Raw genomic sequence first — 21771 nt, forward strand, 5'->3', positions numbered from 1 at the left:
CAGCCAGCCTATCGGTGCGAATCCCAGCGCATGGTCCGCCCGGCGGCCCACACGGCGGCCATGGCCCACAGGATGAGCACGAGGAACAGACGCCAGGTGCCATTGTCCGGATCACCGGCGGTGGTCGTGCCGATCCAACCGACCTGCATGAGATCGGAGGCCACCGCGAAGGGGGTGAGATCCAGGAGGCGGGCGACACCGTCCGGGAGCAGGTCACGGACGGCGGCCTGGGATCCCATCGCCAGCATGATCACCGGCAGCGAGGTGATCTGGGCGGCCTCGGCGTTCTGGGTGAACCCGCTGGTGATCAGCGCCAGAGCCGAGGAGATGACCAGGCCGAGGACGACGGAGGAGATCATCGGCAGCGGGGTGTTCGGCAACGGGGCGCCCGCGAGGGTGAGCACCGCGACGAACACCACCGAGAGAATGAGGGTGACCAGACTGCCGGGCAGGCAGATCGCCGTGAGGATCTCCCGGTCCCGGGCCTCACCCGTCCGCAAGCGCTTGAGCACCTTCTCGTCCCGGCGCGTCGTGGCCATGGAGAGCACGGAATAGAACTGCACGAGAGTGAGCGCGAACAGCAGGAAGATCTCGGCGGCGCTGGCGGTGGCGAAGTCCTCGCTCCCGCTCCCGCGGAGCAGGAAGTAGGCGCCGACCGGGAACACGACCGGCATGACGAAGGCCATGAACAGCAGCGTGCGGTTGCGGCGGAACTGCAGCCACTCGGCACGCCCCAGGGACGTGGTGCGCGACAGTGCGGTGGATCGGTTGGTACGGGTGGTGGGGGTGGTCGGTGTCTCGGTGATGGTGGACATGGGGGTCTCCTTCAGGTGTCGTTTCTCGGGCGGTGGCGAGTCTTAGACGGTGGCGTGCTCGTGGCCCGCGATGGACAGGAACACCGACTCGAGGGTGGCGGGGCGGGCGGCGAACCCGGCAGGTGCGATGCGGTGGTGTGCGGCCCAGTCGAGGACGGCGAGCGTGTCCTCCGCCAGGTGATTCGTGGCGATGGTGTAGTCATGCCCGGCCCGGGTGATCTGGGTGCCGGGCAGCTCCGGCAGCGGCGGATGACCGGCGGGCAGGGTGACGGTGATCTCGGCGGCGACCTCGGCGACCAGCTCAGTCGGGGTGCCCGCCAGGCGGATCTCGCCCTCATGCATGATGGCGATCCGGTCGCAGAGGTGGTCCGCCTCCTCGAGGTAGTGCGTGGTCAGCACCATCGTGGTGCCGCGCTCCTTGAGGCCGGTGAGCAGGTCCCACACATTGCGGCGCGACTCCGGGTCCAGGCCGGTGGTCGGCTCGTCGAGGATGATGATGCTCGGGTCCCCCACCAGGGCGCACGCCAGGTCGAGGCGGCGCTGCTCGCCGCCCGAGAGGGCACCGACCTTGACGTCGGCGCGGTGGGTGAGGTCGACGTCGGCAAGCACCTCATCGATGGGGCGCGGGGTGGAGCAGGTGCCCGCCCACATCCGCATCGTCTCGGCGACGGTGAGCTGGCTGGGCAGCCCGCCCGACTGGAGCATGATGCCCAGTTCCGGCCGCAGCTGCTGACGGTCCGCCACCGGGTCGAGGCCGAGGACGCGGATCTCACCGCCGTCCGGGGAGGACAGCCCCTCGATGAGTTCGAGGGTCGAGGTCTTGCCGGCGCCGTTGGTGCCCAGCAGGCCGAAGACCTCGCCGTGGTGGACGTCGAAGCCGATGCCGTTGACGGCGGTGAACGCCTGGTCCTTCTTCTCGGCACCGTAGGTGCGGGTGAGATCGGTGACGGTGATGGCTGGTTGGCTGTTGTTCATGCCTCAAGTCTCACCGATGAGAGAAACCGCAGGTAGGGCCGTACGTCAGTAGTTGGGATGACACTTGTCATACGCGCGGGGCCGCTGCGGCGGATGCCGCGAGTCCCAGATTCACCACCTGAACCCGCCGACGCTGATCCGGCGGTTGTCCGGGCCAGATGCGCGAACTTGGCACCGGGTGGGCCGCGCTGACCGGCTGAAAGTGCACAGATCCGTTCATCTGGGCCCCGAAAGGCACATTCGCGGCGGTTTTCCAGGCCAGATGAACGGATCTGTTGCACCCGGAGCAGCTACGGCGTGAGCGCGTCACCCTGATCGGTGGAGTCCTCGTTGACCAGGACGGTGATGTTGCCCGGGCCGGGCTTGGTCTGCCCGATGCGTGTGGCGGGGATGTGGACGTCGTGGTCGGCGACGACCGATTCCAGGTGGGCGCCGGCGGGGACGGTGATGTCGCCGAGGAGGACGGAGCGGTTGACGGTTGCGCCGCGTTCAACGGTGACGCCGGGGCCGATGAGGCTGTGGGTGACCTCGCCGGCGACGCGGGCACCAGGGCAGATGAGGCTCTCGGTGACGTCGGCGGTGGCGTCGATACGCGCAGGTGCGCAGGTGGTGATGTTGGTGAGCAGCGGCCAGTCGGGGCGGTCGAGGTCCACTCCCTCGCCGGTGATCAGTTCCATGTGGGCCTGGAAGTAGGCGTCGATGGTGCCGAGGTCGCGCCAGTAACCGTCCATCCGGTACTCGTGGACCCGCCCCTTGTCCACGAGGTGGGGGACGATGGTCTCGCCGTAGTCACCGAGGTCGCTGCCGTCGTCGTCGGGGCCGTCGAGCAGTTCGTCGATGGCATCCGCCAGGGCGTCGACCTGGTAGATGAACACCTCGGTGGCGACGATGTCGGTGGCGGGCTCATCGGGTTTGTAGGAGTAGTCGGTGATCACCCCGTCGGAGTCGGCGCGGACGACGCCGTAGCGGGAGGCGTCCTCGGCGATCTGCGTGGTGATGACGGTGAGGTCGCTGCCGCGGTCGCGGTGCTGGGCAAGGACGGGACGCAGGTCCAGCTGGTAGAGATGGTCGGCGCTGAGGACGATGACGGTGTCGGTGCCGTGCTCCCGCAGGGCGTCGAGCTGCTGGTAGAGGGCATGGCCGTTGCCCTGGGAGAAGCCGTCCTCCTCGTCGTCGTCACGCTGGGCGGGCGGCATGAGGCGCAGGCCGTGGCGGGTGCCGTCGAGGTCCCACGGGCGGCCGCCGGCGAGATGCCGGTTGAGCAGCCCGGGCCGGTACTGTTCGACGATCCACACGTTGCGCAGGCCCGAGTGGGCGAGGTTGGACAGCGCCACGTCGATGAGCCGGTAGCAGCCGGCGAGGGGGACGGCAGGCTTCGGGCGGGTGTCGGTCAGCGGTGACAGTCGGCTGCCCCGGCCTCCGGCGAGGATGAGGGCGACGACGTTGTCTGCGGATGTATTGCCGGTCATGCATTCATGCTACGGCGACAGGGTCCCGGCGTGCTGGCGTCCTTCGGTACTCGTGTCGATGGAGGTGCCGGCGATCGGTCCCAGCGGGGGCTGACCGCTGCGGGCCGCCCGGAGACCGTTGATGATGACGATGACCTCCGCCACCTCGTGGACCAGCACCACGGCGGCGAGACCGAGGACGCCGGTGATCGCCAGCGGTGGGAGGATGAGGATGATCAGCAGGGACAGGGCGATGTTCTGGTTGATGATGCGGTGTCCGCGCCGGGCGTGCCGGAGCGCCCGGGGAATGAGGCGCAGGTCATCGCCGGTGAAGGCGACGTCGGCGGATTCGACGGCGGCGTCCGATCCGGTCACGCCCATGGCGATGCCGATGTCCGCGGCGGCGAGGGCGGGGGCGTCGTTGATGCCGTCGCCGATCATCGCGACGGGTCCCCGGGGTGCCAGTTCCTTGACGGCGTGGGCCTTGTCCTCGGGCCGTAGTTCGGCGCGCACGTCCGTGATCCCGGCGTCGGCGGCCAGAGCCCGGGCGGTGCGGGCGTTGTCGCCGGTGAGCATGGTGACGCCGATCCCCTCGGACGTGAGCGTATCGACGACCCCCGTGACCTCCGCCCGCAGCTCATCCCGGACGCCGACGGCACCGACGGGGACGTCGTCACGGTGGATGATGACGACGGTCATCCCCTGCTTCTCCAGCTCCTCGACCCGGGCGGCCAGCTCCCCGGCGGCCAACCAGCGGGGATGTCCGACCCGGACGGCTGCACCGTCGACGAGTCCGGTGACTCCCCGGCCGGCGGTCTCCTCGATGGCGGTGGCCTCCGGAATGTCGTCCGCGGCGGCCGTGATGGCGGCGGCCAGCGGGTGAGTGCTGTGGTTCTCCAGGGCGGCAGCCCAGCGGAGCACGTCCTCCCGGGCGATCCCGTCGGCGGTGAGTACCGCGGTGACAGTGGGGCGGTTGCGGGTGAGCGTTCCGGTCTTGTCCACGGCCAGGTGCCGGATGGTGCCCAGGCGTTCGAAGGCGGCACCGGACTTGACCACCACGCCGAATCGGCTGGCTGCGCCGATGCCGGAGACGACGGTGACCGGCACGGAGATCGCCAGGGCACAGGGTGAGGCGGCGACGAGGACGACGAGTGCCCGTTCGATCCACACACCCGGGTCGCCGAGCAGGGATCCGATCGCCGCGACGGCGACGGCGAGGATGAGCACCCCGGGGACCAGGGGCCGGGCGATCCGGTCCGCGATCCGGGCGCGCTCACCCTTCTCGTGCTGTGCCTGCTCGACGAGGGTGACCACGGTGGTCAGGGAGTTGTCGGTACCGGCTGCGGTGGCCTCGACCTCGAGGACACCGGTGGTGTTGATGGCTCCGGCCGGCACCTCGTCACCGGGGCCGACCTCGACGGGGATGGATTCGCCGGTGATCGCGGAGACGTCGAGACTGCTGCGTCCCGTACGGACGACGCCGTCGGTGGCCAGTCGTTCGCCGGCGGCGAGCCGGAGCACATCCCCGACGGCCAGCGATTCGGCCGGGACGGTCTGCGGCTGACCGGCCACCACAACGGTGGCGGCGCGGGGGATGAGTGCCAGGAGGGCGCGCAGTCCCGACCGGGCCTTGTCCATGGCGCGGCCTTCGAGCGCCTCGGCGATGGAGTAGAGGAACGCCAGGACCGCCGCCTCCTCGACGAAATCGAGGAGGACGGCGCCGACGGCGCTGACGGTCATGAGCAGGCCGATGCCCAGCCGCCCGGAGGTGACCAGGCCGCGTACGGCGCCGGGAACGAACTGGGAGGCGCCGAGCAGCAGCGCCACCCAGAACAGGGCGGTGGCCGCCGCCCCGGCGGTGGTGAACCACTCGAGGAGGAATCCGGCCACCAGCGCCAGGCCGGAGGCGACGGGGATGAGGACCGACCGGTCCCGCCACCAGGGGGTCAGTGGCTCGGTCTCGAGGGAGAACCCGGCTCCCGGGGCGGCGGGCTCGGGGGCGGAGCATCCGCACGCGGAGGTCATGCCGGTTCCCCCACGGTGGTGTCGTGGCAGCCGTCGGGGCAGACCGGGTCGAGGCAGGGGGCGTCCTCGTCGACGGCGAGGGTGGTCTCCAGCAGGGCGGTGAGGGCGCGGCCCAGGTGCGGGTCGGCGATCTCGTAGCGGGTGCGACGCCCCTCCGGTTCGGTGACCACGATGCCGCAGTCGCGCAGGCAGGCGAGGTGGTTGGACACGTTGGTGCGGGTGAGGTCGAGGGATCCGGCCAGTTCGGCGGGGTAACCGGGGCGGTCCAGCAGGCTGAGGAGGATGCGGGACCGGGTGGGGTCGGCCATGGCCCTGCCGAGCCGGTTCATGACGTCGAGACGCGAGGCAATGGTCAGCATGCACTGACCATACAGCGAGCACTGAACTGATGGCAACAACCTAGGCTGGCGGGCATGGACCGCCACTTCTACGAACCCTCGGCCGGCACCGGACTGCCCCATTCGCCGTTCAACGCGATCATCGCGCCACGGCCGATCGGCTGGATCTCCACGCGCGGTACGGACGGGACGTTCAACCTCGCGCCCTACAGCTTCTTCAACGCGTTCTGCTACACCCCGCCGATCATCGGTTTCGCCAGCAACGGCCCCAAGGACACGGTGGTCAACATCGAGGAGACAGGCGAGTTCTGCTGGAACCTGGTCACGCGTGATCTGGCGGAGGCGATGAACGTGACGTCGGCGGGCGTCGATACGCATGTCGACGAGTTCGCGCTGGCCGGGCTCACGCCCGCCCCCTCCACGCTTATCGACGCCCCGCATGTCGCCGAAGCCCGCGTCTTCTTCGAGTGCCGCGCGACGCAGCTGCTGGAGTTGCGCGATGCGGCCGGCACGGGGACCGGCACCCGGATGGTGTTCGGCGAGGTTGTCGGGGTCCACATCGACACGGAGCTGCTCGTCGACGGGATCTACCAGACCACCCTGGCCGATCCGCTCACCCGTGGCGGCGGGCCGGACACCTACTTCACCATCAGTGACGAGGGCCGATTCGCCATGACCCGACCTGGGTAGCCTGGGGCCATGAACGCCAACGACACCATCACCGACCTCGCCGGCCGCGTCACCTGGTCCCTGGCCCAGCTGCGCGAGCTCTCCCCCGCCGAACTCAACGCCCACCCGCTCGGCCACCCCAACTCCCCCGGTTGGCTGCTGTGGCACACCGGCCGCGAACTGGACATGCAGCTCGCCCACCTGCGCGACAGTGATCAGGTGTGGACCACCCAGGGATTCCGGGACCGCTTCGATCTCGGTGAGATCGGCGACTCCCTCGGCTACGGCCACACCCCCGAGGAGGCCACGTCGATCCAGGTGGCCAACCAGGGCCTGGCCGCCGAGTACATCGAGGCGTGCGTCGAGGCCGTCCTGGACCACGCCCGGACGGTGCCCGAGGACGCCTGGGACGAGGTCATCGACGAGTACGACGGCGAGCCCGTGACCCGCCAGGTGCGGGTGACCTCCATTCTCATCGACGCCCTCGAGCACCTCGCCCAGGCCATCTACGTGGCGGGCATGCCGGACCTGGATCAGTAGAGGCAGGGCCGCAGGGCCGGGCACCTTTTTCGGGCGCCTGACCTGCGGACATATGCATGAAAACAGATATGGGATTGGACATCGCGCGGCACGCGGTCTAGCGTGGTCACAACTTGATAACGGAACGGTTACCTAACGGTCACCGATTCTGTACACATCATCACCAGTGCACCACCCGTACCAGCCAGAAAGTTGCCTCATGCGCTTGTCCACCTCGCGCCGGACCACCGGCCGTCACCGTAAGCCCAGCACCCTCGCTACCGCACCGCGCCGGATCGCCGTCGCCGCCGTCACCGCCGGCCTGGCCACCACGGGTATCGCCGGAGGCGCCACTGCCTCCGCCCAGACCTTCCCGGGCCTGTCCTCGACCGCCACCGAGCTGGTCTCCCAGACCGTCCAGGGCCCGGCCACCACCGTCAGGCCCGCCGAAGGCACCTTCACCTCCGGGTACGGCCCGCGCTGGGGCACCATGCACAGCGGCATCGACATCGCCAACACCATCGGCACCCCGATCCTCGCCGTCATGAACGGCACCGTCATCGACTCCGGACCCGCCTCCGGCTACGGCCAGTGGATCCGCATCAAGCACGACGACGGCTCCGTCTCGGTCTACGGCCACATGGCCAGCCTCTACGTCTCCGTCGGCGAGCGCGTCGCCGCGGGCCAGACCATCGCCGGCATGGGCAACCTCGGCTTCTCCACCGGATCCCACCTGCACTTCGAGATCCACCCCGACGGCGCCACCCCGGTCGACCCCGTCCCGTGGTTCAACGCCCGCGGCATCTACTTCTAGTGATTCCTCAGCGCCTCGATGAGCTCGCCCTTCTTCATGCCTGAGCGGCCCTCAATGTCGAGTTCGGCCGCCCGCTTACGCAGCTCATCGACGGTCCAGTCCTCGTAACTGCCCGCCTCACCGCCCTTCTCCCCCACCTTGCTGCGGGAGGTTTTCGCGGCGGCGTTGGCGATTCGGGCGGCCTTCTCCTGGCTCGCACCGTCGTCGCGCAGCGCCTCGTAAAGTTCCCGGTCCTTGATCGGATCCTTAGCCATGACCCCGAGGGTACGCCGGGATTGTGCAGTTCCGCCGGGATCAATCACGGCGGAACTGCACAATCCCGGCGACCCGGAAAACAGACCATCACACGACGACGCCCTCCGCGCCCCGGGTGAGGTACGGACGGCGTCGATAAGCGGACTAACCGCGGGAGACGTCCAGCGACTCGCCACCCTCGGCGACGTCGACGTGGACGGTGTCACCGTCGCGGATGTCGCCGGCGAGCAGCTCCTTGGCCAGGCGGTCACCGATCGCCTGCTGGATGAGGCGACGCAGCGGCCGGGCGCCGTAGGCCGGGTCGTAGCCGCGCTCGCCGAGCCAGGACTTCGCCGCATCGGAGACGTCCAGGGTCAGGCGGCGGCCCTGGAGACGGGCGGCCAGCTGGCGGATCTGGATGTCCACGATGTGGGTCAGCTGCTCCTGGGACAGCGGGTCGAAGATGACCACGTCGTCGAGGCGGTTGATGAACTCCGGCTTGAAGGCGTGCTTGACCGCGTCCATCATCTGCTCGCGGGTGCCTCCGGCACCCAGGTTCGAGGTGAGGATGAGGATCGTGTTGCGGAAGTCCACGGTCCGACCCTGGCCGTCGGTGAGACGACCCTCGTCGAGCACCTGGAGCAGCACGTCGAAGACGTCCGGATGGGCCTTCTCCACCTCGTCGAAGAGCACGACGGTGTACGGGCGACGGCGGACGGCCTCGGTGAGCTGACCGCCAGCGTCGTAGCCGACGTAACCCGGAGGGGCACCGACGAGCCGGGCGACGGAGTGCTTCTCGCCGTACTCGGACATGTCGATGCGGACCATGGCGCGCTCGTCGTCGAAGAGGAACTCCGCCAGCGCCTTCGCCAGCTCGGTCTTACCCACACCGGTGGGACCGAGGAAGAGGAAGGAACCGGTCGGGCGGTTCGGATCGGCGACACCGGCGCGGGCGCGACGGGTCGCGTCCGAGACGGCCTCGACGGCCTCGCGCTGGCCGACGACCCGGTTGCCCAGCACCTGCTCCATGGCGAGCAGCTTCTCCGTCTCACCCTGCAGGATCTTGCCGGCCGGGATACCCGTCCAGGCGGAGACGACCTCGGCGATGGTGTCCGGGGTGACCTCCTCGGAGAGCATGGCGTTGTTGGATCCGTCGGCGACCTCGGCCTCGGCCTCGGCGACCTCCTTCTCCAACTCCGGGATGCGGCCGTAGCGCAGCTCGGCGACCTTACCGTAGTCACCGTCCCGCTCGGCGATCTCGGATTCCTGGCGAAGCTGCTCCAGTTCCTCCTTGGCGCCGCGGACCTTGTCGATGGATCCCTTCTCGTTCATCCACCGGGTCTGCAGCTCACCGAGCTTCTCGCGTTCGTCGGCCAGTTCCTGGCGCAGCTTCTCCAGCCGGTCCTTCGAGGCGTCGTCGGACTCCTTCTCCAGGGCGACCTCCTCGATCTCCAGGCGTCGGACGACGCGCTCGAGCTCGTCGATCTCCTGCGGCGAGGAGTCGATCTCCATGCGCAGGCGCGAGGCCGCCTCATCGACCAGGTCGATGGCCTTGTCCGGCAGGAAACGGTTGGTGATGTAGCGGTCGGACAGGGTGGCGGCGGCGACCAGCGCGGAGTCCTGGATGCGGACACCGTGGTGGACCTCGTAGCGCTCCTTGAGACCACGGAGGATGCCCACCGCGTCCTCGACGGAGGGCTCACCGACGAACACCTGCTGGAAACGACGCTCGAGAGCGGCGTCCTTCTCGATGTACTTGCGGTACTCGTCGAGCGTGGTGGCACCGACCAGGCGCAGCTCACCGCGGGCGAGCATCGGCTTGATCATGTTGCCGGCGTCCATGGCGGACTCACCGGAGGCACCGGCGCCGACGATGGTGTGCAGCTCATCGATGAAGGTGACGATCTGCCCGTTGGAGTTCTTGATCTCATCCAGGACGGCCTTGAGCCGCTCCTCGAACTCACCGCGGTACTTCGCGCCGGCGACCATGGAGCCCAGGTCGAGCGAGATCAGCGTCTTGCCCTTGAGCGATTCAGGAACGTCGCCGGCGACGATGCGGCGGGCCAGTCCCTCCACGATGGCGGTCTTGCCCACGCCGGGCTCACCGATGAGCACCGGGTTGTTCTTGGTACGGCGGCTGAGCACCTGGACCACGCGACGGATCTCCGAGTCGCGGCCGATGACCGGGTCGATCTTGCCTTCCCGCGCGCGGGCGGTGAGGTCGGTGGAGTACTTCTCCAGCGCCTGGAACTGCCCCTCCGGGTCCTGGTTGGTCACCTTGGAGGCGCCGCGCACGGACGGGAAGGCGCCCTTGATGGCGTCATAGGTGGCACCCCGGCCGGTGAGCAGCCGGGAGGCGTCGGATTCACCGCGGGCGATGGCGGCGAGCAGCACCTCGGTGGAGACGTATTCGTCACCGAGTTCGCCGGCCAGTTCCTGGGCGGCGGTGAGCGCATTGAGGGCGTCCCGATTGAAGTTCGGGTTGGCCAGGTTGGTGCCTTCGGCCTTGGGGTAGGAATCGACCAGTTCGCGGGCCTCCTTGAGGACCGTGTCCGGGTCAACGCCGGTGGCCTTGAGTACCGGGGCGGCGATGCCGTCAGGCTGCTCCAGGATGGCGGCGAGTAAATGGGCCGGACGGATGTCCGGGTTGCCGTTCGCGGAGGCCTGCTGCAGCGCGGTCTGCAGGGCCTCCTGCGTCTTGGTGGTGGGGTTGAACGAGCTCATGTGGGCTGCGTTTCCTTTCTCTTTCATCGGTTATCTACTAGTAGTAACGCGTCAAGAGTTGAGTCTGTTCCACTCAAGGCAAACTTTTTTGAGTCGGGCACGCTCAAGTTTAGAACGTGGGGCAGGATGGTGCCATGCCGCTTCTCCCGCTTTTCGACGCCGCCCGCTCCCGCGCCGCCGAACTCCCCGGCACCGACAAGACCTTCCCCTTCGACGGCCACAACGCCGACGTCGAGGTGTGGAAGGTCCGCGGGAAGATGTTCGCCATGCTCACCCGCGGCGTGGTCACGCTCAAGGCCGACCCCTTCGAGGCTGAGATGCTCAGACACACCCACGCCTGGATCACTCCGGGCTGGCACATGAACAAACGCCACTGGATCTCCGTGGCCGACGGAGTCCTCAACGCCGAAGGAGCCGGTAACCAGTTCCTGGCGGATCTGGTCACCGACTCCTATCTGCTCGTCGTCGCCGGGCTGCCACGGGCGCAGCGACCGGTGGACCCGGCGACGTTCGGCCGGGGCTAACTTCCCACCGACGCCGCCTTCTTCTTCTGGCGGCCCGGGGTCTGTTTCAGGAAGATCGGCACGAGGATGACACCGACCGCGATGATGAGCGAGAGCCAACCCAGCCCGGCGGTGAGCCCGGCGAGGACGGCGATCGGCGCGAGGATGGTCATGCCGATCTCGAAGGGTGCGAAACCGACATAGGCCACGCCGTATTCGTTGAGCGTGCCGGACTTGAGCTTCGGGTCGACGATCTTGAGCAGCGCGATACCGGTGGCCACGGCCGCAGTGGCCCAGCCCCAGGAGAAGATGCCGCGCTCGAGCCACTTCTCGCCGAAGAACTCCGGCGAGAGGACGAAGAAGATGAAGCAGCAGTAGACGACGCCGAGGACGAAGAGCACGAGCAGCGGCACCCAGTAGTCGGCGATGGCGGCCGGGACGATGGAGGCGACACCGAAGGCGATGAGGTAGTCGGTGGCGGCACCCGACATGGAGCTGACGGTCTCCTTGTCCAGGTAGTCCTTCCTGCCCAGGGCACCCAGGAGGACACGGCCGAGCAGGCCGATGACGAAGGCCATGGCGAACAGCGGGATGGAGACGTTGGGGAAGATGCCGGTGATGAACCCGTTGACCAGGTAGGCGGCCAGGACGGTGAGCAGGACGAAACCGAGGTGCAGGGCCAGGGGCTCGATGGCGGAGGGGTTGGTCGTGGCCTTGCCGATCGAGGGGCGCTGCCTGAGGTCGTCGATGTAGCCGGACCGCAGGTCCCAGGGCAGCTTGTCCGGCATGGTGGAGGTGCGGCCGGTGCGGATGCCCCAGTTGGCGAAGATGAGGCCGCCGATGATGGCGGCGAGGGTGCCCACGGTGGCGGACATGAAGCCGAGCGAGCTGGCGGCGACGGCGCCGGCCTCCTCCAGCGAGGAGCCGACGGCGGCGGCGGTGCCGAAGCCACCGACGAAGCCGACGGGCAGCATCATGCCGAACCAGTCCTCGGTGTTGAACAACGGCTGGAACAGGTAGACACCGAGGAGGATGAACAGGCCCCACTGACCCATGAACATGCCGGTGGAGTACGACCACATCTGCCGGGCGCCGGTGCGCACCGAGGGGGTCAGGTCCATCGAGTACGCCATGGACGCGAAGACGAAGGCGATGAGGATCGAGGTGTAGGTGCCGATCTGGTCGGAGAAGTTGATCAGGCCGAGGACCTCGGGGCCGAAGAGAAGGCCGAGGAGGCCGGCGGTGATCGAGGCCGGCATGAGCAGACGCTGGAACAGGCCCACCTTGCGCCGCAGGACGTTGCCGATGACCATGAGCAGGGAGATCCAGCCGACGTCGATAAGCAGGCTGTACGGGGTGTAATCCACGGCGCTGTTCACTTCCTTCCGGTGCGCACCGGCCACCGGGTGGGGTGTGCGCTGCGCTGATGCAGTTGTACGGGTGTGCAGTTACCTTAACGCGTCCACCCCGCCATCCCCGACCCGGGCGGTCGGCGATGGCGGGGTCAGGCGTGCGACGCCGCTAGTAGCGGATGGACATGCGTCCGTCGACCTTGCCGTGGCGCAGCTCCTCGAACACGGCGTTGACGTCATCGAGCGAGCACTCGGAGACGGTGGGCTTGATCAGGCCGCGGGCATAGAAGTCGAGTGCCTCGGCCAGGTCCTGGCGGGTACCCACCAGGGAACCGCGGATGGTCAGGGCCTTGAACACGATCTCGAAGATCGGGGCCGGGAAGTCTCCCGGGGGCAGGCCGTTGAAGACGATGGTGCCGCCCTTGCGGGCCATGCCGATCGCCTGGCCGAACGCCTGCGGGTGAACGGCGGTGACGAGGACGCCGTGGGCGCCGCCGTCGGTGAACTCCTGGACGGCCTCGGCGGGGTCGGCGTGCTTGGCGTTGACGGTGAACTCCGCGCCGTGCTTCTTGGCCAGCTCGAGCTTGTCGTCGGCAATGTCGACGGCGATGACGCGCATGCCCATGGCCACCGCGTACTGGACGGCGATGTGGCCGAGGCCGCCGACGCCGGAGATGACCATGAACTGGCCGGGCCTGGTCTCGGAGACCTTGAGGCCCTTGTAGACGGTCACACCGGCGCAGAGGATCGGGGCGACCTCCACCGGGTCCGAGCCCTCGGGGATGCGGGCGCAGTAACGGGTGTCCACGAGCATGTAGGTGCCGAAGGAGCCGTTGACGGTGTAGCCGCCGTACTCGGCCTTGTTGCACAGGGTCTCCCAGCCGGTGCGGCAGTGCTCGCACTCGCCGCAGGCGGACCAGAGCCAGACGTTGCCGACGATGTCGCCGACCTTGACGGAGTGGTCACCGGGGCCCAGTTCGACGACCTCGCCGACACCCTCGTGGCCGGGGACGAAGGGCGGCTCGGGCTTGACCGGCCAGTCACCCTCGGCGGCGTGGAGGTCGGTGTGGCAGATGCCGGAGGCCTGGAGCTTGACCAGGGCCTGATGGCGGGCCGGCGTGGGCATCTCGACGTCACGGAGGTTGAGCTCGGGGCCGAAGTCCTCGACGACGGCGGCGCGGAAGGTGGTGTCAGTCATGGGTATCCAATCGTTGGGGGTCGGTCGGGGGTGCCCCCACCGTACATAAATGAACCTATGCGGTCCATCACTTTTTCTATTGAATATGGTTTCCATCACAGTGGTCATGCCACATACCTTGTTGACATGTCATATAACAGGCGTAGGATGACAGGCATGAACCCCGCCGACCTGCAGCACCGCCACATTCCCGCCGTCGTCATCGGCGCGGGTCAGGCCGGCCTCTCCGCCGCCCACGAGCTCCTCCGGCGCGGCGTCCGGCGGGACGACATGGTGGTTCTCGATGCGAACGACGGCCCCGGAGGCGCCTGGCGCCACCGCTGGGACTCCCTCACACTCGGCCGGGCACACGGCATCGCGGACCTGCCCGGCCTGCCCATGGACCGCCCCGATCCGGACGTCCCCGCCTCCCGGCTGGTCACCGACTACTACGGAGCCTACGAGGACACCTTCGACCTCGACGTCGCCCGCCCGGCCGCCGTCCACCGCGTCGAACCGACCGGCGACGACCCCACCGCACCCCTGCGGATCACGCTTGCCGACGGCACGAGCTTCACCGCCGACATTCTCCTCAACGCCACCGGCACCTGGGACAACCCCTACATCCCGTATGTGCCCGGCATCGAGACATTCCGGGGCCGGCAGCTGCACACGAAGAACTACCGGCGCAAGGAGGACTTCGCCGGCCTGCGCACCCTCATCGTCGGCGGCGGCCTGTCCGCCGTGCAGTTCCTCCTCGAACTGGCCCCGGTGACCGAGACGATCTGGGCCACCCGCCGCCCACCGAACTTCACCCGCCGCGAGTTCGACGCCGGCTGGGGCCTGGCCGTGGAGAAGGCCGTCCGCGAACGCACTCACTCGGGACAGGCACCCGCCTCGGTCGTCCGCACCACCGGCATCCCCCAGTGGCCCGCCTACCTCGACGGAGTGCGCGCGGGCACGCTCGTCTCCCGCGGCATGTTCGACCGCATCACCCCGGACGGCGTGGTCTTCGGTGTGCCGGAGAGCACGCAGGCCGGGGGACTCGGGCCGTCGAGAAGCGACAAGCTGCAGGTGCCGGAATCGTGGGACCCGCTGCCGGCGGGGACCACCCTCGACGTCGACGTCATCTTCTGGAACACCGGCTTCCGCGCCGCCCTGCGCCACCTCGCGCCGATGCGGCTGCGCGAGCGCGACGGCGGCATCCTCATGCAGGATGAGGTGACACCTGCCCGCGACCGGCGCATCCTGCTCGTCGGCTACGGCTCCACCGCCTCCACCGTCGGCGCCACCCGCGCGGGCCGGCTGGCCGGTAGAGTCGCCGCGCAACGACTGACACACCTGGTTTAGGAGAGACATGAAAGCCTTCGGATTCCTCAGCTTCGGCCACTACGCCATCGGCGGCCAACCCGGCCCCGGCGCCGCCGACACCCTGAAACAGGCCGTCGAGCTGGGCCGCGCGGCCGACGAGATCGGCGTCAACGGCGCCTACTTCCGCGTCCACCACTTCGCCCCGCAGGGCGCGTCCCCCATGCCGCTGCTCGGCGCCATCGCCGGTTCCACGACACACATCGAGGTGGGCACCGGCGTCATCGACATGCGCTACGAGAACCCCCTCTACCTCGCCGAAGAGGCCGCCGCACTCGACCTGCTTTCCGACGGCCGCGTCGCCCTCGGCGTCTCCCGTGGCTCACCCGAGCCCGCCCAGCGCGGCTGGGAATCCTTCGGCTACCGCGCCGAAGCCCCCAACGGCGCCGACCTGGCCCGCACGAAGTTCGAGACCTTCCTCAACGCCATCGACGGCTACGGCGTCGCCACCGCCGCCCCCGCCGAGGAGCAGTACCCGCGCATGTACCAGGCCGGCACCCCGCTGCCCGTCTTCCCCCACTCCCCGGCCTGCGCCGCAACATCTGGTGGGGCGCCGGCTCCCACTCCACCGCCGAACAGGCCGCCCGCGACGGCGTCAACCTCATGAGCTCCACCCTCGTCTCCGAGGCCGACGGCTCCTCCCTCGGCGACCTCCAGGCCGAGCAGATCAACCGCTACCGCGCCGCCTGGAAGGACGCCGGCCACGACTGGACCCCGCGCGTGTCCGTCTCCCGCTCGGTGTTCCCCATCGTCGACGACCGCTCCCGCGAACTCTTCGGACTCCAGGCCACCGGCCGCGACCAGATCGGCTCCCTCGGCGAGGGCACCCCGGTCACCTTCGGCCGCACCTACGCCGCCGAACCCGACCAGCTCATCGAACAGCTGCGTGCCGACGCCGCCGTCATGTCCGCCGACACCCTCATGCTCACCATCCCCAACCAGATGGGCGTGGAGACCAACCTGTCCATCCTGCAGGCCTTCGCCGACCACGTCGCCCCGGCCCTCGGCTGGATCCCGGCGGACCAGGGCCCGGTCTCCGGCTACGAGATCGACTAACCGCCAGGCTCGCGCATCCTGGCCTTCCAGGTGTCGGGATCAGTGCTGTTTCCGGCAAGGATGCGCGAGCCTGGCAGACGGGGTCAGGGTTTCTGCGCCAGCACCGCCTGGACAGTGGACGTTGGACCGAGGTGTTCCGCTACTTCGGGATTGATCATGCTTAAAACTCGCATGAGAGCGGGGTGAAGCTGACCTGGTTCCTGTTCCGGGTTCCCAGGACGATCGAAAATCGGTTCATGATGGGCGATTCTGTTCCTCACCGTGTTGATGGTGCCGATCACCTGGTCGACACTCGCACGATCAGTCTTCGCCGGGTACGCGTGATGGAGAAAGGGCACCCAGACCGACTTCTCATGTGATGCTGACGTGAGCTGCCGCCAGAACCCGAAACTAAGTTCAGCCATCACCTTTCCCGGAGTAGCACTGTTGCCACCACACTTTCTGATCGCCCCATCCACTGCCCGACGATTCTGATAGTTAACGTCGGTTCCCCGTTTGAGACCTGACCGGTCCTTCCTGATCCGCCAGATAGGGGTGACCGCAGGCGAGTCCGGGTCCAGCAACCAATGGCTTTTCCCAGGCCACCTAGATTCCATCGTCTCGTTGTATGCGTTACGCAGCGCGATCTCGAAATGTGAAATATCACGCATCAACGCCTGCCCTAAAGCCACGTTCCATTCGTACAGCTTCAACGCCTGTGCACGATCACCGTTACAGACATCTACATACCGTTGAAATCGAGGAGCCCCCAGCCATTGCTCGATCCAGGCGTCCTTCATGAACTCACCCCCGTAAGTCAAAGCCCCGGCGACGTAGCAAAAGCCAGCGGTCCACACGGGGCTAACAGGTCAAAGAATAGGACTACCCGCAGGGTCTGTCAATCGGACCTCAGATAACCAACTCGCCATCGGCGACGACGACCCGACCACCGGCGATGACGGTGTGCCGGGCCGGGGTGCGGACGACGGCGTCGGGGACGTTCTCGGCGTCGACAAGCACGAGGTCGGCGCGGGCGCCGGGGACGATGTCGTGGACCTCGCGGCCCACGAACCCGGCCGCCCGGGAGGTGGCCAGCTGGGCGACGGTGACAAAATCCTCGTCATGACGGACCCGGTGGAGCCGGGCGAAGGCGAGGGCTATTTTCAGCATGTCGCCGTCGCCGTAGGGTGACCACAGGTCACGGATGCCGTCGGTGCCCAGGCCGATGCCGATGCCGCGGTCGAGCATCTCCCGCCACGGCAGCGGGGCGGAGCTGACCGGGGCGACGGTGCTCCAGGTGATCCCCTGCTCGGCCAGGCCGTCGAGGATCCTTTCCTGCGCGGCGGGGTCCAGCTCGCCGAGGGCGAAGCCGTGGGAGATGTTCACCTTCCCCGCCATCCCGAGGGCGCGGGTGCGGTCGATGATGAGCTCGTACTCGAAGGCGCCGAGGTCTCCCCCGCTGTGCAGGTGGATGTCCAGGCCGCAGCCGTGGTGGTCGGCAACCCGGAAGATGCCGTCGAGCTGGGCGACAGGGTCGCGGTCGATGGCGCAGGGGTCGAGGCCGCCGATGTGGTCGGCGCCCTCGGCCGCCGCCTGTTCCAGCAGCTCGAGCACGCCGCCGCGGCGGATGACCCCGTCCTGCGGGAAGGCGACGATCTCCAGCTCGATCGCCCCGTCGAGTGCCGCGGCCGCCTCACGGGCGACGTGGATGCTGTCGAGCCCTACCCCGAGGTCCACGTCGAGGTGGGTGCGGGCGGCGGTGGTGCCGTGGCGGAGAAATTCGCGCAGCACCCGCTCGGTGACGGGGACGCCGGGGATGCCCAGCTCGTCGCGGTGTCGGCGTTCGTGGGCGATACGCCCCTGGGTGGAGTCCTCCCCGACGTAGGACACCCACGGCCGGCCCCACCAGCTCTTGTCCACGTGGGCGTGGGTGTTGATGAAACCGGGGAGGGCGAGCAGGCCGGGATTCCCGGCGCCGGCAGCCGGGGTGACCGCGGTGATGCGGTCCCCCTCGACGGTCACGTCGACCGGGTCACCGCCCCAGGGGCGGATGGAGCGCAGCTGCATCAGGCGTGCTCGTCGACGAAGTCGCGCGCGATGACGGGCGGCTCGGCCTTCTCCTCACCGATGTTGCGCAGGTTCATCGCCACGAGGGCGTCGGTGGTGATGTGCCCGTTGACGCCGGTGATGACGTCGATGGCGTCCTGGGGGACGTCGCCGGCGCGCATGAGCGGCAGGACGTTCTGCGGGAGGATCATGCCCTCCGGGTCCTCGAGGGTGACCAGGTCGACCTCGTTGCCCTCGGAGTCCAGGGACGGGGAGGTGGTGTAGATGTTGGCCACCTCGGCGGTGCCCTCGGTCAGCGCAGCGACGGTGAGCGGGCCGCCGCCGTCGGAGATCGGCACCATGGTGATCTTCGCGGCGTCGACGCCGTAGACGTCGGTCAGGCCGGGCGGGCCGTAGGGGCGCTCGGCGAGCTCCGGGTTGCCGGCGACGCGCACCTGGTCGAGGTTGTTCAGGTCGGCGAGGGTGCTCAGGTCGTGCTCGTCCGCCAGGTCGCGGGTGACGCGGTAGGAGTCCTTGGATTCGCCCTCGGCGTACTCCCCGGCGGTGATGCCCTCGGGCAGCACGCCCTCGAGGGCGGCGAAGACGTCGTCGGAGCTGGCGCCGGCGGCGAGGTCGGCCTCGTAGAACTGGGCGAGGTTGCCGGTGTACTCGGGAACGATGTCGATGCTGCCCTCCTCCAGGGCGCGGAGGTAGACCTCGCGGGAGCCGATGGCGGAGCTGACCTCGACGTCGAAACCGGCGTCCTCGAGGGCGGCGGCCCACACCTGACCGATGATCTCCGACTCGGGGAAGTTGGCGGTGCCGATGACGATGGTGTCCTCGTCGGCGGCGGCGGTCCCGGTCGAGTCGGTGGCCAGCGGGTCATCCGAGGTGGAGGAGCAGGCGGTCAGCGCGAGGCCCAGGAGGGCGGTGGTGGCGGTGACGGTGGTCAGGCGGATCTTCATGAGGCACGTCCTCGGGGTCGGAGAGTTCTCTGTACGGCTGCCAGGACGAGATCCACCACGAGTGCCAGCGCCGTGACCAACAGGGCGCCAGCCAGCATCTGCGGGTAGTCCCGCAGGGCCAGTCCGTCGATGAGATATCGGCCAAGTCCTGACAACCCAATGTAGGCGACCACCGTGGCCGTCGCCAGCACCTGGACCACGCAGGAGCGCAGGCCGCCGACCATCACGGGGGCGGCCAGCGGCAGTTCCACGCGCGTGAGGATCTGGCGTTCGTTGAAGCCGGCGGCCCGGGCCGAGTCGACGACGCGGGGGGACACGGAGACCATGCCGGCGACGATGCCGGCCAGCAGGGGTGGGACGGCTAGGATGACCAGGACGATGGTCGCGGGGATGACGGGCATGCGCACGCCGAAGCTCAGCTCGACGGTCAGCCAGGTGAGCAGACCGAGGGACGGCAGGGCGCGCAGGGCTCCGGAGACGGCGAGGACGGCGTCGGCGGCGCGGCGGGTGTGGCCGACCCACAGGCCGATGGGAACGGCGATGAGCAGGGCGAAACCGACGGCCAGGACGGTGTAGAAGAGGTGGTCGGCGGTGCGCTCGAGGATGAGGGCCCGGTTGGCGGGGTCGAGGATGTACTGCCAGGCGGCGGCGAACTGGTTCATCCGACCCTCCTCGCCCACGGCAGGAGGAGGCGGCCGAGGAGGACCAGGGCGGCGTCGAAAAGCACGGCGAGGACGACGGTGCCGAGCAGGCCCACCATGATCTGGGTGGGGAAGGACCGCTGGAACCCCTCGGTGAACAGGGTGCCCAGGGAGGACACGCCGATGAGGGCGCCGACGGAGACGAGCGAGATCGTCGACGCGGAGACCACGCGGATGCCGGAGAGCAGCGCCGGGCCGGCCAGCGGCAGCTCCACGCTGAGGACTCGTCTCCAGGCCGGGTAGCCGGTGGCCACGGCCGCCTGGCGAACGTCCTCGGGCACGGTGCCGAACGCATCCGCCGAGGAGCGGACCTGCAGCGCCAGGCCGTAGAGGGTCATGGCGACGATGACGTTGACCGGCGAGAGGATCGACGTGCCGATGATCAGCGGCATGACCACGAACAGCGCCAGCGAGGGGATGACGTAGAGCAGGCCGGTGGCGATGACCAGCACCTCACGGGCCGCCCGGTAGCGGTGCGCGACCCAGCCGACGGGCAGGGCGAGGAGGAAGGACGCGAGGATCGCCGGCCACGAGAGGTTGATGTGCGCCCAGGTCAGGTCGATGATCCGCCCGAGGTTGTCCCCGATCCACTCCCACCTCATTCGAGCACCCCCTGGACACGCCCGTTGCGGTCGACGACCAGCTGGCGGCCGTCGCGCACCTCGACCGAGAGCTGCCGGGAGTCCGCCCCGGTGAAGTCGCGCACGACATCGGAAGCCGGGGCGAGGATGAAGTCCGAGGGCGGCCCGGCCTGTTCCACGTGCGCACGGTCACCGAGGAGGACGACCTCATCGCCGAGGAGGAAGGCCTCGTCGATGTCGTGGGTGACCATGAGGATGGTGGTGGACATCGTTTCCTTGAGGGAGAGGATCTCCTCCTGCAGCCCGCGCCGGACCACCGGGTCGACGGCACCGAAAGGCTCGTCCATGAGCAGGATGTCCGGCTCGGCGACCAGGCCGCGGGCCACGCCGACGCGCTGCGCCTGCCCGCCGGACAGCTCTGAGGGGTACCGGTCACCCAGGGAGGGGTCGAGGCCGACGAGTTCGAGCATGGTTCCGGCACGTTCGCGGGCCTGCGCACGCCTTACTCCGTTGAGTTCCGCCACTGCGGCCACGTTGTCCAGCGCTGTCCGGTGCGGCAGCAGCCCCGAGTGCTGCATGACGTACCCGATGGAGCGGCGCAGCTTCACGGGGTCCACCCCGGCGACGTCCTCACCCCGGACCAGCACCCGGCCGGTGTCCGGGGACACCATCCGGTTGACCATCCGCAGCAGCGTCGTCTTGCCGCAGCCGGAGGGGCCGACGAAGACGGTCGTCGAGCCGGGCTCCGCGCGGTGGGAGAATTCCTCGACCGCCGGATGTGCACTCCCCGGGTAGGTGCGGGAGACGCGGTCGAACTCGATCATCGCGGGCTCCTCGGAGGTCGGGTACTTGTTCATGCAATTCTAGCCATGACATGACCCGCGCCGGCGTCACTCCCGGCGACAGGCGTCGAGGGCCTCCCCCATGAGTGTCTGCGCAGCCGCGGACGTGAGCATCCCGAGGTGGATGTGGAGGGTCAGGCCCTCGGCCAACGCGAGCAGTCGGGTCGCCGCGGACTTCCCCACCTCCCGGGCGAGCGCCTCGGACACCCCGGCGCGGGCGTCACGGAGGGTCCGGCGGATCTCGGGGTCGGTCGCCGACGCCGCGACGAACGCATAGTAGACCGCGGTTCCGGACCGCCGCCCCTCGGCACCTGAGAAAGGGTGGGTGAGCAGGGTCCGGGCGTCGGTTTCGGGGAAGGCCTCGGACGCGGAATCGATCATGTGGCGGGCCGCGGCGCGGATGAGGCCGGTGCGTGTCGGGAAGTGGTGCTGGACCCGCCCGACGGAGACGTCGGCGGCGGCGGCGACAGACCGGAAGCTCACGGCGTCGATACCGCGGGTGGCGATGACCTGCCACACGGCGACGAGGATATCGGGGGCGGAGCTTCGCATGGTGCCGATCGTAGCCGCCCGCAGGTAGAGTGAAGCGTGAAAGCAATACGAACGTATTGGACTTCCAGGAGGCCCCCATGACCTGCCG

Annotated in this window: 21 protein-coding genes and 1 pseudogene; 6 read left to right on the forward strand and 16 right to left on the reverse strand. The window is 68.8% G+C overall.

Going from position 1 to position 21771, the window contains the following annotated elements; translation table 11 throughout:
* Positions 1 to 8 precede the first annotated feature (8 nt).
* The 5 genes from QP029_RS02660 to cmtR form a co-directional block, all read right to left on the reverse strand.
* The gene (locus QP029_RS02660; RefSeq protein WP_284875330.1) at positions 9 to 815 is read right to left on the reverse strand and encodes an ABC transporter permease; all 807 of its coding nucleotides are present in this window, start codon (positions 813 to 815) and stop codon (positions 9 to 11) included.
* 42 nt (positions 816 to 857) lie between these two features.
* Positions 858 to 1790, reverse strand: coding sequence for an ABC transporter ATP-binding protein (locus QP029_RS02665; protein ID WP_284875331.1), 933 nt, complete (start codon positions 1788 to 1790; stop codon positions 858 to 860).
* 290 nt (positions 1791 to 2080) lie between these two features.
* Complete coding sequence (locus QP029_RS02670) at positions 2081 to 3259, reverse strand: glucose-1-phosphate adenylyltransferase family protein (protein ID WP_284875332.1); 1179 nt, start codon at positions 3257 to 3259, stop codon at positions 2081 to 2083.
* A gap of 9 nt (positions 3260 to 3268) precedes the next feature.
* Positions 3269 to 5263 (reverse strand): heavy metal translocating P-type ATPase, encoded by a 1995-nt coding sequence (locus QP029_RS02675; protein ID WP_284875333.1) that lies wholly within the window; start codon positions 5261 to 5263, stop codon positions 3269 to 3271.
* Positions 5260 to 5622 (reverse strand): Cd(II)/Pb(II)-sensing metalloregulatory transcriptional regulator CmtR, encoded by a 363-nt coding sequence (gene cmtR / locus QP029_RS02680; RefSeq protein WP_284875334.1) that lies wholly within the window; start codon positions 5620 to 5622, stop codon positions 5260 to 5262. The genes QP029_RS02675 and cmtR overlap by 4 nt, the downstream gene beginning before the upstream one ends.
* Positions 5623 to 5676: 54 nt before the next feature.
* Between cmtR and QP029_RS02685 the strand changes: the two genes are divergently transcribed.
* The 3 genes from QP029_RS02685 to QP029_RS02695 all read left to right on the forward strand — a co-directional run bounded on the left by QP029_RS02685 (position 5677) and on the right by QP029_RS02695 (position 7603).
* Entirely contained in the window at positions 5677 to 6291 is a 615-nt protein-coding gene (locus QP029_RS02685; RefSeq protein ID WP_284875335.1) for a flavin reductase family protein, read from the forward strand.
* Between the two features lie 9 nt (positions 6292 to 6300).
* Positions 6301 to 6810, forward strand: a complete 510-nt coding sequence (locus QP029_RS02690) for a DinB family protein (protein WP_284875336.1) — start codon at positions 6301 to 6303, stop codon at positions 6808 to 6810.
* A 199-nt stretch (positions 6811 to 7009) separates the two neighbouring features.
* Positions 7010 to 7603: a M23 family metallopeptidase gene (locus QP029_RS02695; protein ID WP_284875337.1), complete on the forward strand. Its 594-nt coding sequence runs from the start codon at positions 7010 to 7012 to the stop codon at positions 7601 to 7603.
* On the opposite strand, the gene QP029_RS02700 is transcribed toward QP029_RS02695, so the two are convergent.
* Positions 7600 to 7857 (reverse strand): DUF7218 family protein, encoded by a 258-nt coding sequence (locus QP029_RS02700; protein ID WP_284875338.1) that lies wholly within the window; start codon positions 7855 to 7857, stop codon positions 7600 to 7602. The two genes, QP029_RS02695 and QP029_RS02700, sit on opposite strands and share 4 nt — an antisense overlap.
* 145 nt (positions 7858 to 8002) lie before the next feature.
* Positions 8003 to 10561, reverse strand: coding sequence for an ATP-dependent chaperone ClpB (gene clpB, locus QP029_RS02705; RefSeq protein ID WP_284875339.1), 2559 nt, complete (start codon positions 10559 to 10561; stop codon positions 8003 to 8005).
* A gap of 134 nt (positions 10562 to 10695) precedes the next feature.
* Between clpB and QP029_RS02710 the strand changes: the two genes are divergently transcribed.
* Complete coding sequence (locus tag QP029_RS02710; RefSeq protein WP_284875340.1) at positions 10696 to 11085, forward strand: MmcQ/YjbR family DNA-binding protein; 390 nt, start codon at positions 10696 to 10698, stop codon at positions 11083 to 11085.
* Here QP029_RS02710 and QP029_RS02715 read toward each other — a convergent pair.
* Positions 11082 to 12431: a sodium/glutamate symporter gene (locus tag QP029_RS02715; protein ID WP_284875341.1), complete on the reverse strand. Its 1350-nt coding sequence runs from the start codon at positions 12429 to 12431 to the stop codon at positions 11082 to 11084. The two genes, QP029_RS02710 and QP029_RS02715, sit on opposite strands and share 4 nt — an antisense overlap.
* Positions 12432 to 12585: 154 nt before the next feature.
* Positions 12586 to 13614, reverse strand: coding sequence for an alcohol dehydrogenase AdhP (gene adhP / locus QP029_RS02720; RefSeq protein ID WP_284875342.1), 1029 nt, complete (start codon positions 13612 to 13614; stop codon positions 12586 to 12588).
* Positions 13615 to 13770: 156 nt separating this feature from the next.
* Between adhP and QP029_RS02725 the strand changes: the two genes are divergently transcribed.
* Together QP029_RS02725 and QP029_RS02730 are read left to right on the forward strand one after the other, a co-directional pair.
* Positions 13771 to 14943 (forward strand): NAD(P)-binding domain-containing protein, encoded by a 1173-nt coding sequence (locus tag QP029_RS02725; RefSeq protein WP_284875343.1) that lies wholly within the window; start codon positions 13771 to 13773, stop codon positions 14941 to 14943.
* A gap of 7 nt (positions 14944 to 14950) precedes the next feature.
* Positions 14951 to 16017 (forward strand): annotated as a pseudogene (locus QP029_RS02730) (LLM class flavin-dependent oxidoreductase).
* 83 nt (positions 16018 to 16100) lie between these two features.
* Here the strand turns inward: QP029_RS02730 and QP029_RS02735 are convergent.
* The 7 genes from QP029_RS02735 to QP029_RS02765 form a co-directional block, all read right to left on the reverse strand.
* Entirely contained in the window at positions 16101 to 16796 is a 696-nt protein-coding gene (locus QP029_RS02735; RefSeq protein ID WP_284875344.1) for an Abi family protein, read from the reverse strand.
* Positions 16797 to 16905: 109 nt separating this feature from the next.
* Entirely contained in the window at positions 16906 to 18063 is a 1158-nt protein-coding gene (locus tag QP029_RS02740; protein WP_284875345.1) for an amidohydrolase family protein, read from the reverse strand.
* Complete coding sequence (locus QP029_RS02745) at positions 18063 to 19007, reverse strand: ABC transporter substrate-binding protein (RefSeq protein WP_284875346.1); 945 nt, start codon at positions 19005 to 19007, stop codon at positions 18063 to 18065. Before QP029_RS02745 ends, QP029_RS02740 begins: the two co-directional genes overlap by 1 nt.
* The gene (locus QP029_RS02750) at positions 19004 to 19669 is read right to left on the reverse strand and encodes an ABC transporter permease (protein ID WP_284875347.1); all 666 of its coding nucleotides are present in this window, start codon (positions 19667 to 19669) and stop codon (positions 19004 to 19006) included. Before QP029_RS02750 ends, QP029_RS02745 begins: the two co-directional genes overlap by 4 nt.
* On the reverse strand, positions 19666 to 20310 hold the full coding sequence (locus QP029_RS02755) for an ABC transporter permease (protein WP_284875348.1): 645 nt from the start codon (positions 20308 to 20310) through the stop codon (positions 19666 to 19668). The genes QP029_RS02750 and QP029_RS02755 overlap by 4 nt, the downstream gene beginning before the upstream one ends.
* The gene (locus tag QP029_RS02760) at positions 20307 to 21113 is read right to left on the reverse strand and encodes an ABC transporter ATP-binding protein (protein WP_284876134.1); all 807 of its coding nucleotides are present in this window, start codon (positions 21111 to 21113) and stop codon (positions 20307 to 20309) included. The genes QP029_RS02755 and QP029_RS02760 overlap by 4 nt, the downstream gene beginning before the upstream one ends.
* A 66-nt stretch (positions 21114 to 21179) precedes the next feature.
* A complete protein-coding gene (locus QP029_RS02765; protein ID WP_284875349.1) occupies positions 21180 to 21683 on the reverse strand; it encodes a TetR/AcrR family transcriptional regulator in 504 nt (167 codons plus the stop codon).
* Positions 21684 to 21771 lie beyond the last annotated feature (88 nt).

Source organism: Corynebacterium suedekumii, from assembly GCF_030252185.1.
Taxonomy (GTDB): Bacteria; Actinomycetota; Actinomycetes; order Mycobacteriales; family Mycobacteriaceae; genus Corynebacterium; species Corynebacterium suedekumii.

Coding starts and splice junctions, on each gene's coding strand:
- QP029_RS02740 (WP_284875345.1), bottom strand. CDS start 18,063: ATGCAGCTGCGCTCCATCCGCCCCTGGGGCGGTGACCCGGTCGACGTG.
- QP029_RS02710 (WP_284875340.1), top strand. CDS start 10,696: ATGCCGCTTCTCCCGCTTTTCGACGCCGCCCGCTCCCGCGCCGCCGAA.
- QP029_RS02745 (WP_284875346.1), bottom strand. CDS start 19,007: ATGAAGATCCGCCTGACCACCGTCACCGCCACCACCGCCCTCCTGGGC.
- QP029_RS02725 (WP_284875343.1), top strand. CDS start 13,771: ATGAACCCCGCCGACCTGCAGCACCGCCACATTCCCGCCGTCGTCATC.
- clpB (WP_284875339.1), bottom strand. CDS start 10,561: ATGAGCTCGTTCAACCCCACCACCAAGACGCAGGAGGCCCTGCAGACC.
- QP029_RS02765 (WP_284875349.1), bottom strand. CDS start 21,683: ATGCGAAGCTCCGCCCCCGATATCCTCGTCGCCGTGTGGCAGGTCATC.
- QP029_RS02660 (WP_284875330.1), bottom strand. CDS start 815: ATGTCCACCATCACCGAGACACCGACCACCCCCACCACCCGTACCAAC.
- QP029_RS02690 (WP_284875336.1), top strand. CDS start 6,301: ATGAACGCCAACGACACCATCACCGACCTCGCCGGCCGCGTCACCTGG.
- QP029_RS02675 (WP_284875333.1), bottom strand. CDS start 5,263: ATGACCTCCGCGTGCGGATGCTCCGCCCCCGAGCCCGCCGCCCCGGGA.
- QP029_RS02685 (WP_284875335.1), top strand. CDS start 5,677: ATGGACCGCCACTTCTACGAACCCTCGGCCGGCACCGGACTGCCCCAT.
- QP029_RS02700 (WP_284875338.1), bottom strand. CDS start 7,857: ATGGCTAAGGATCCGATCAAGGACCGGGAACTTTACGAGGCGCTGCGC.
- QP029_RS02735 (WP_284875344.1), bottom strand. CDS start 16,796: ATGAAGGACGCCTGGATCGAGCAATGGCTGGGGGCTCCTCGATTTCAA.
- adhP (WP_284875342.1), bottom strand. CDS start 13,614: ATGACTGACACCACCTTCCGCGCCGCCGTCGTCGAGGACTTCGGCCCC.
- QP029_RS02755 (WP_284875348.1), bottom strand. CDS start 20,310: ATGAGGTGGGAGTGGATCGGGGACAACCTCGGGCGGATCATCGACCTG.
- QP029_RS02750 (WP_284875347.1), bottom strand. CDS start 19,669: ATGAACCAGTTCGCCGCCGCCTGGCAGTACATCCTCGACCCCGCCAAC.
- QP029_RS02665 (WP_284875331.1), bottom strand. CDS start 1,790: ATGAACAACAGCCAACCAGCCATCACCGTCACCGATCTCACCCGCACC.
- QP029_RS02695 (WP_284875337.1), top strand. CDS start 7,010: ATGCGCTTGTCCACCTCGCGCCGGACCACCGGCCGTCACCGTAAGCCC.
- cmtR (WP_284875334.1), bottom strand. CDS start 5,622: ATGCTGACCATTGCCTCGCGTCTCGACGTCATGAACCGGCTCGGCAGG.
- QP029_RS02760 (WP_284876134.1), bottom strand. CDS start 21,113: ATGATCGAGTTCGACCGCGTCTCCCGCACCTACCCGGGGAGTGCACAT.
- QP029_RS02670 (WP_284875332.1), bottom strand. CDS start 3,259: ATGACCGGCAATACATCCGCAGACAACGTCGTCGCCCTCATCCTCGCC.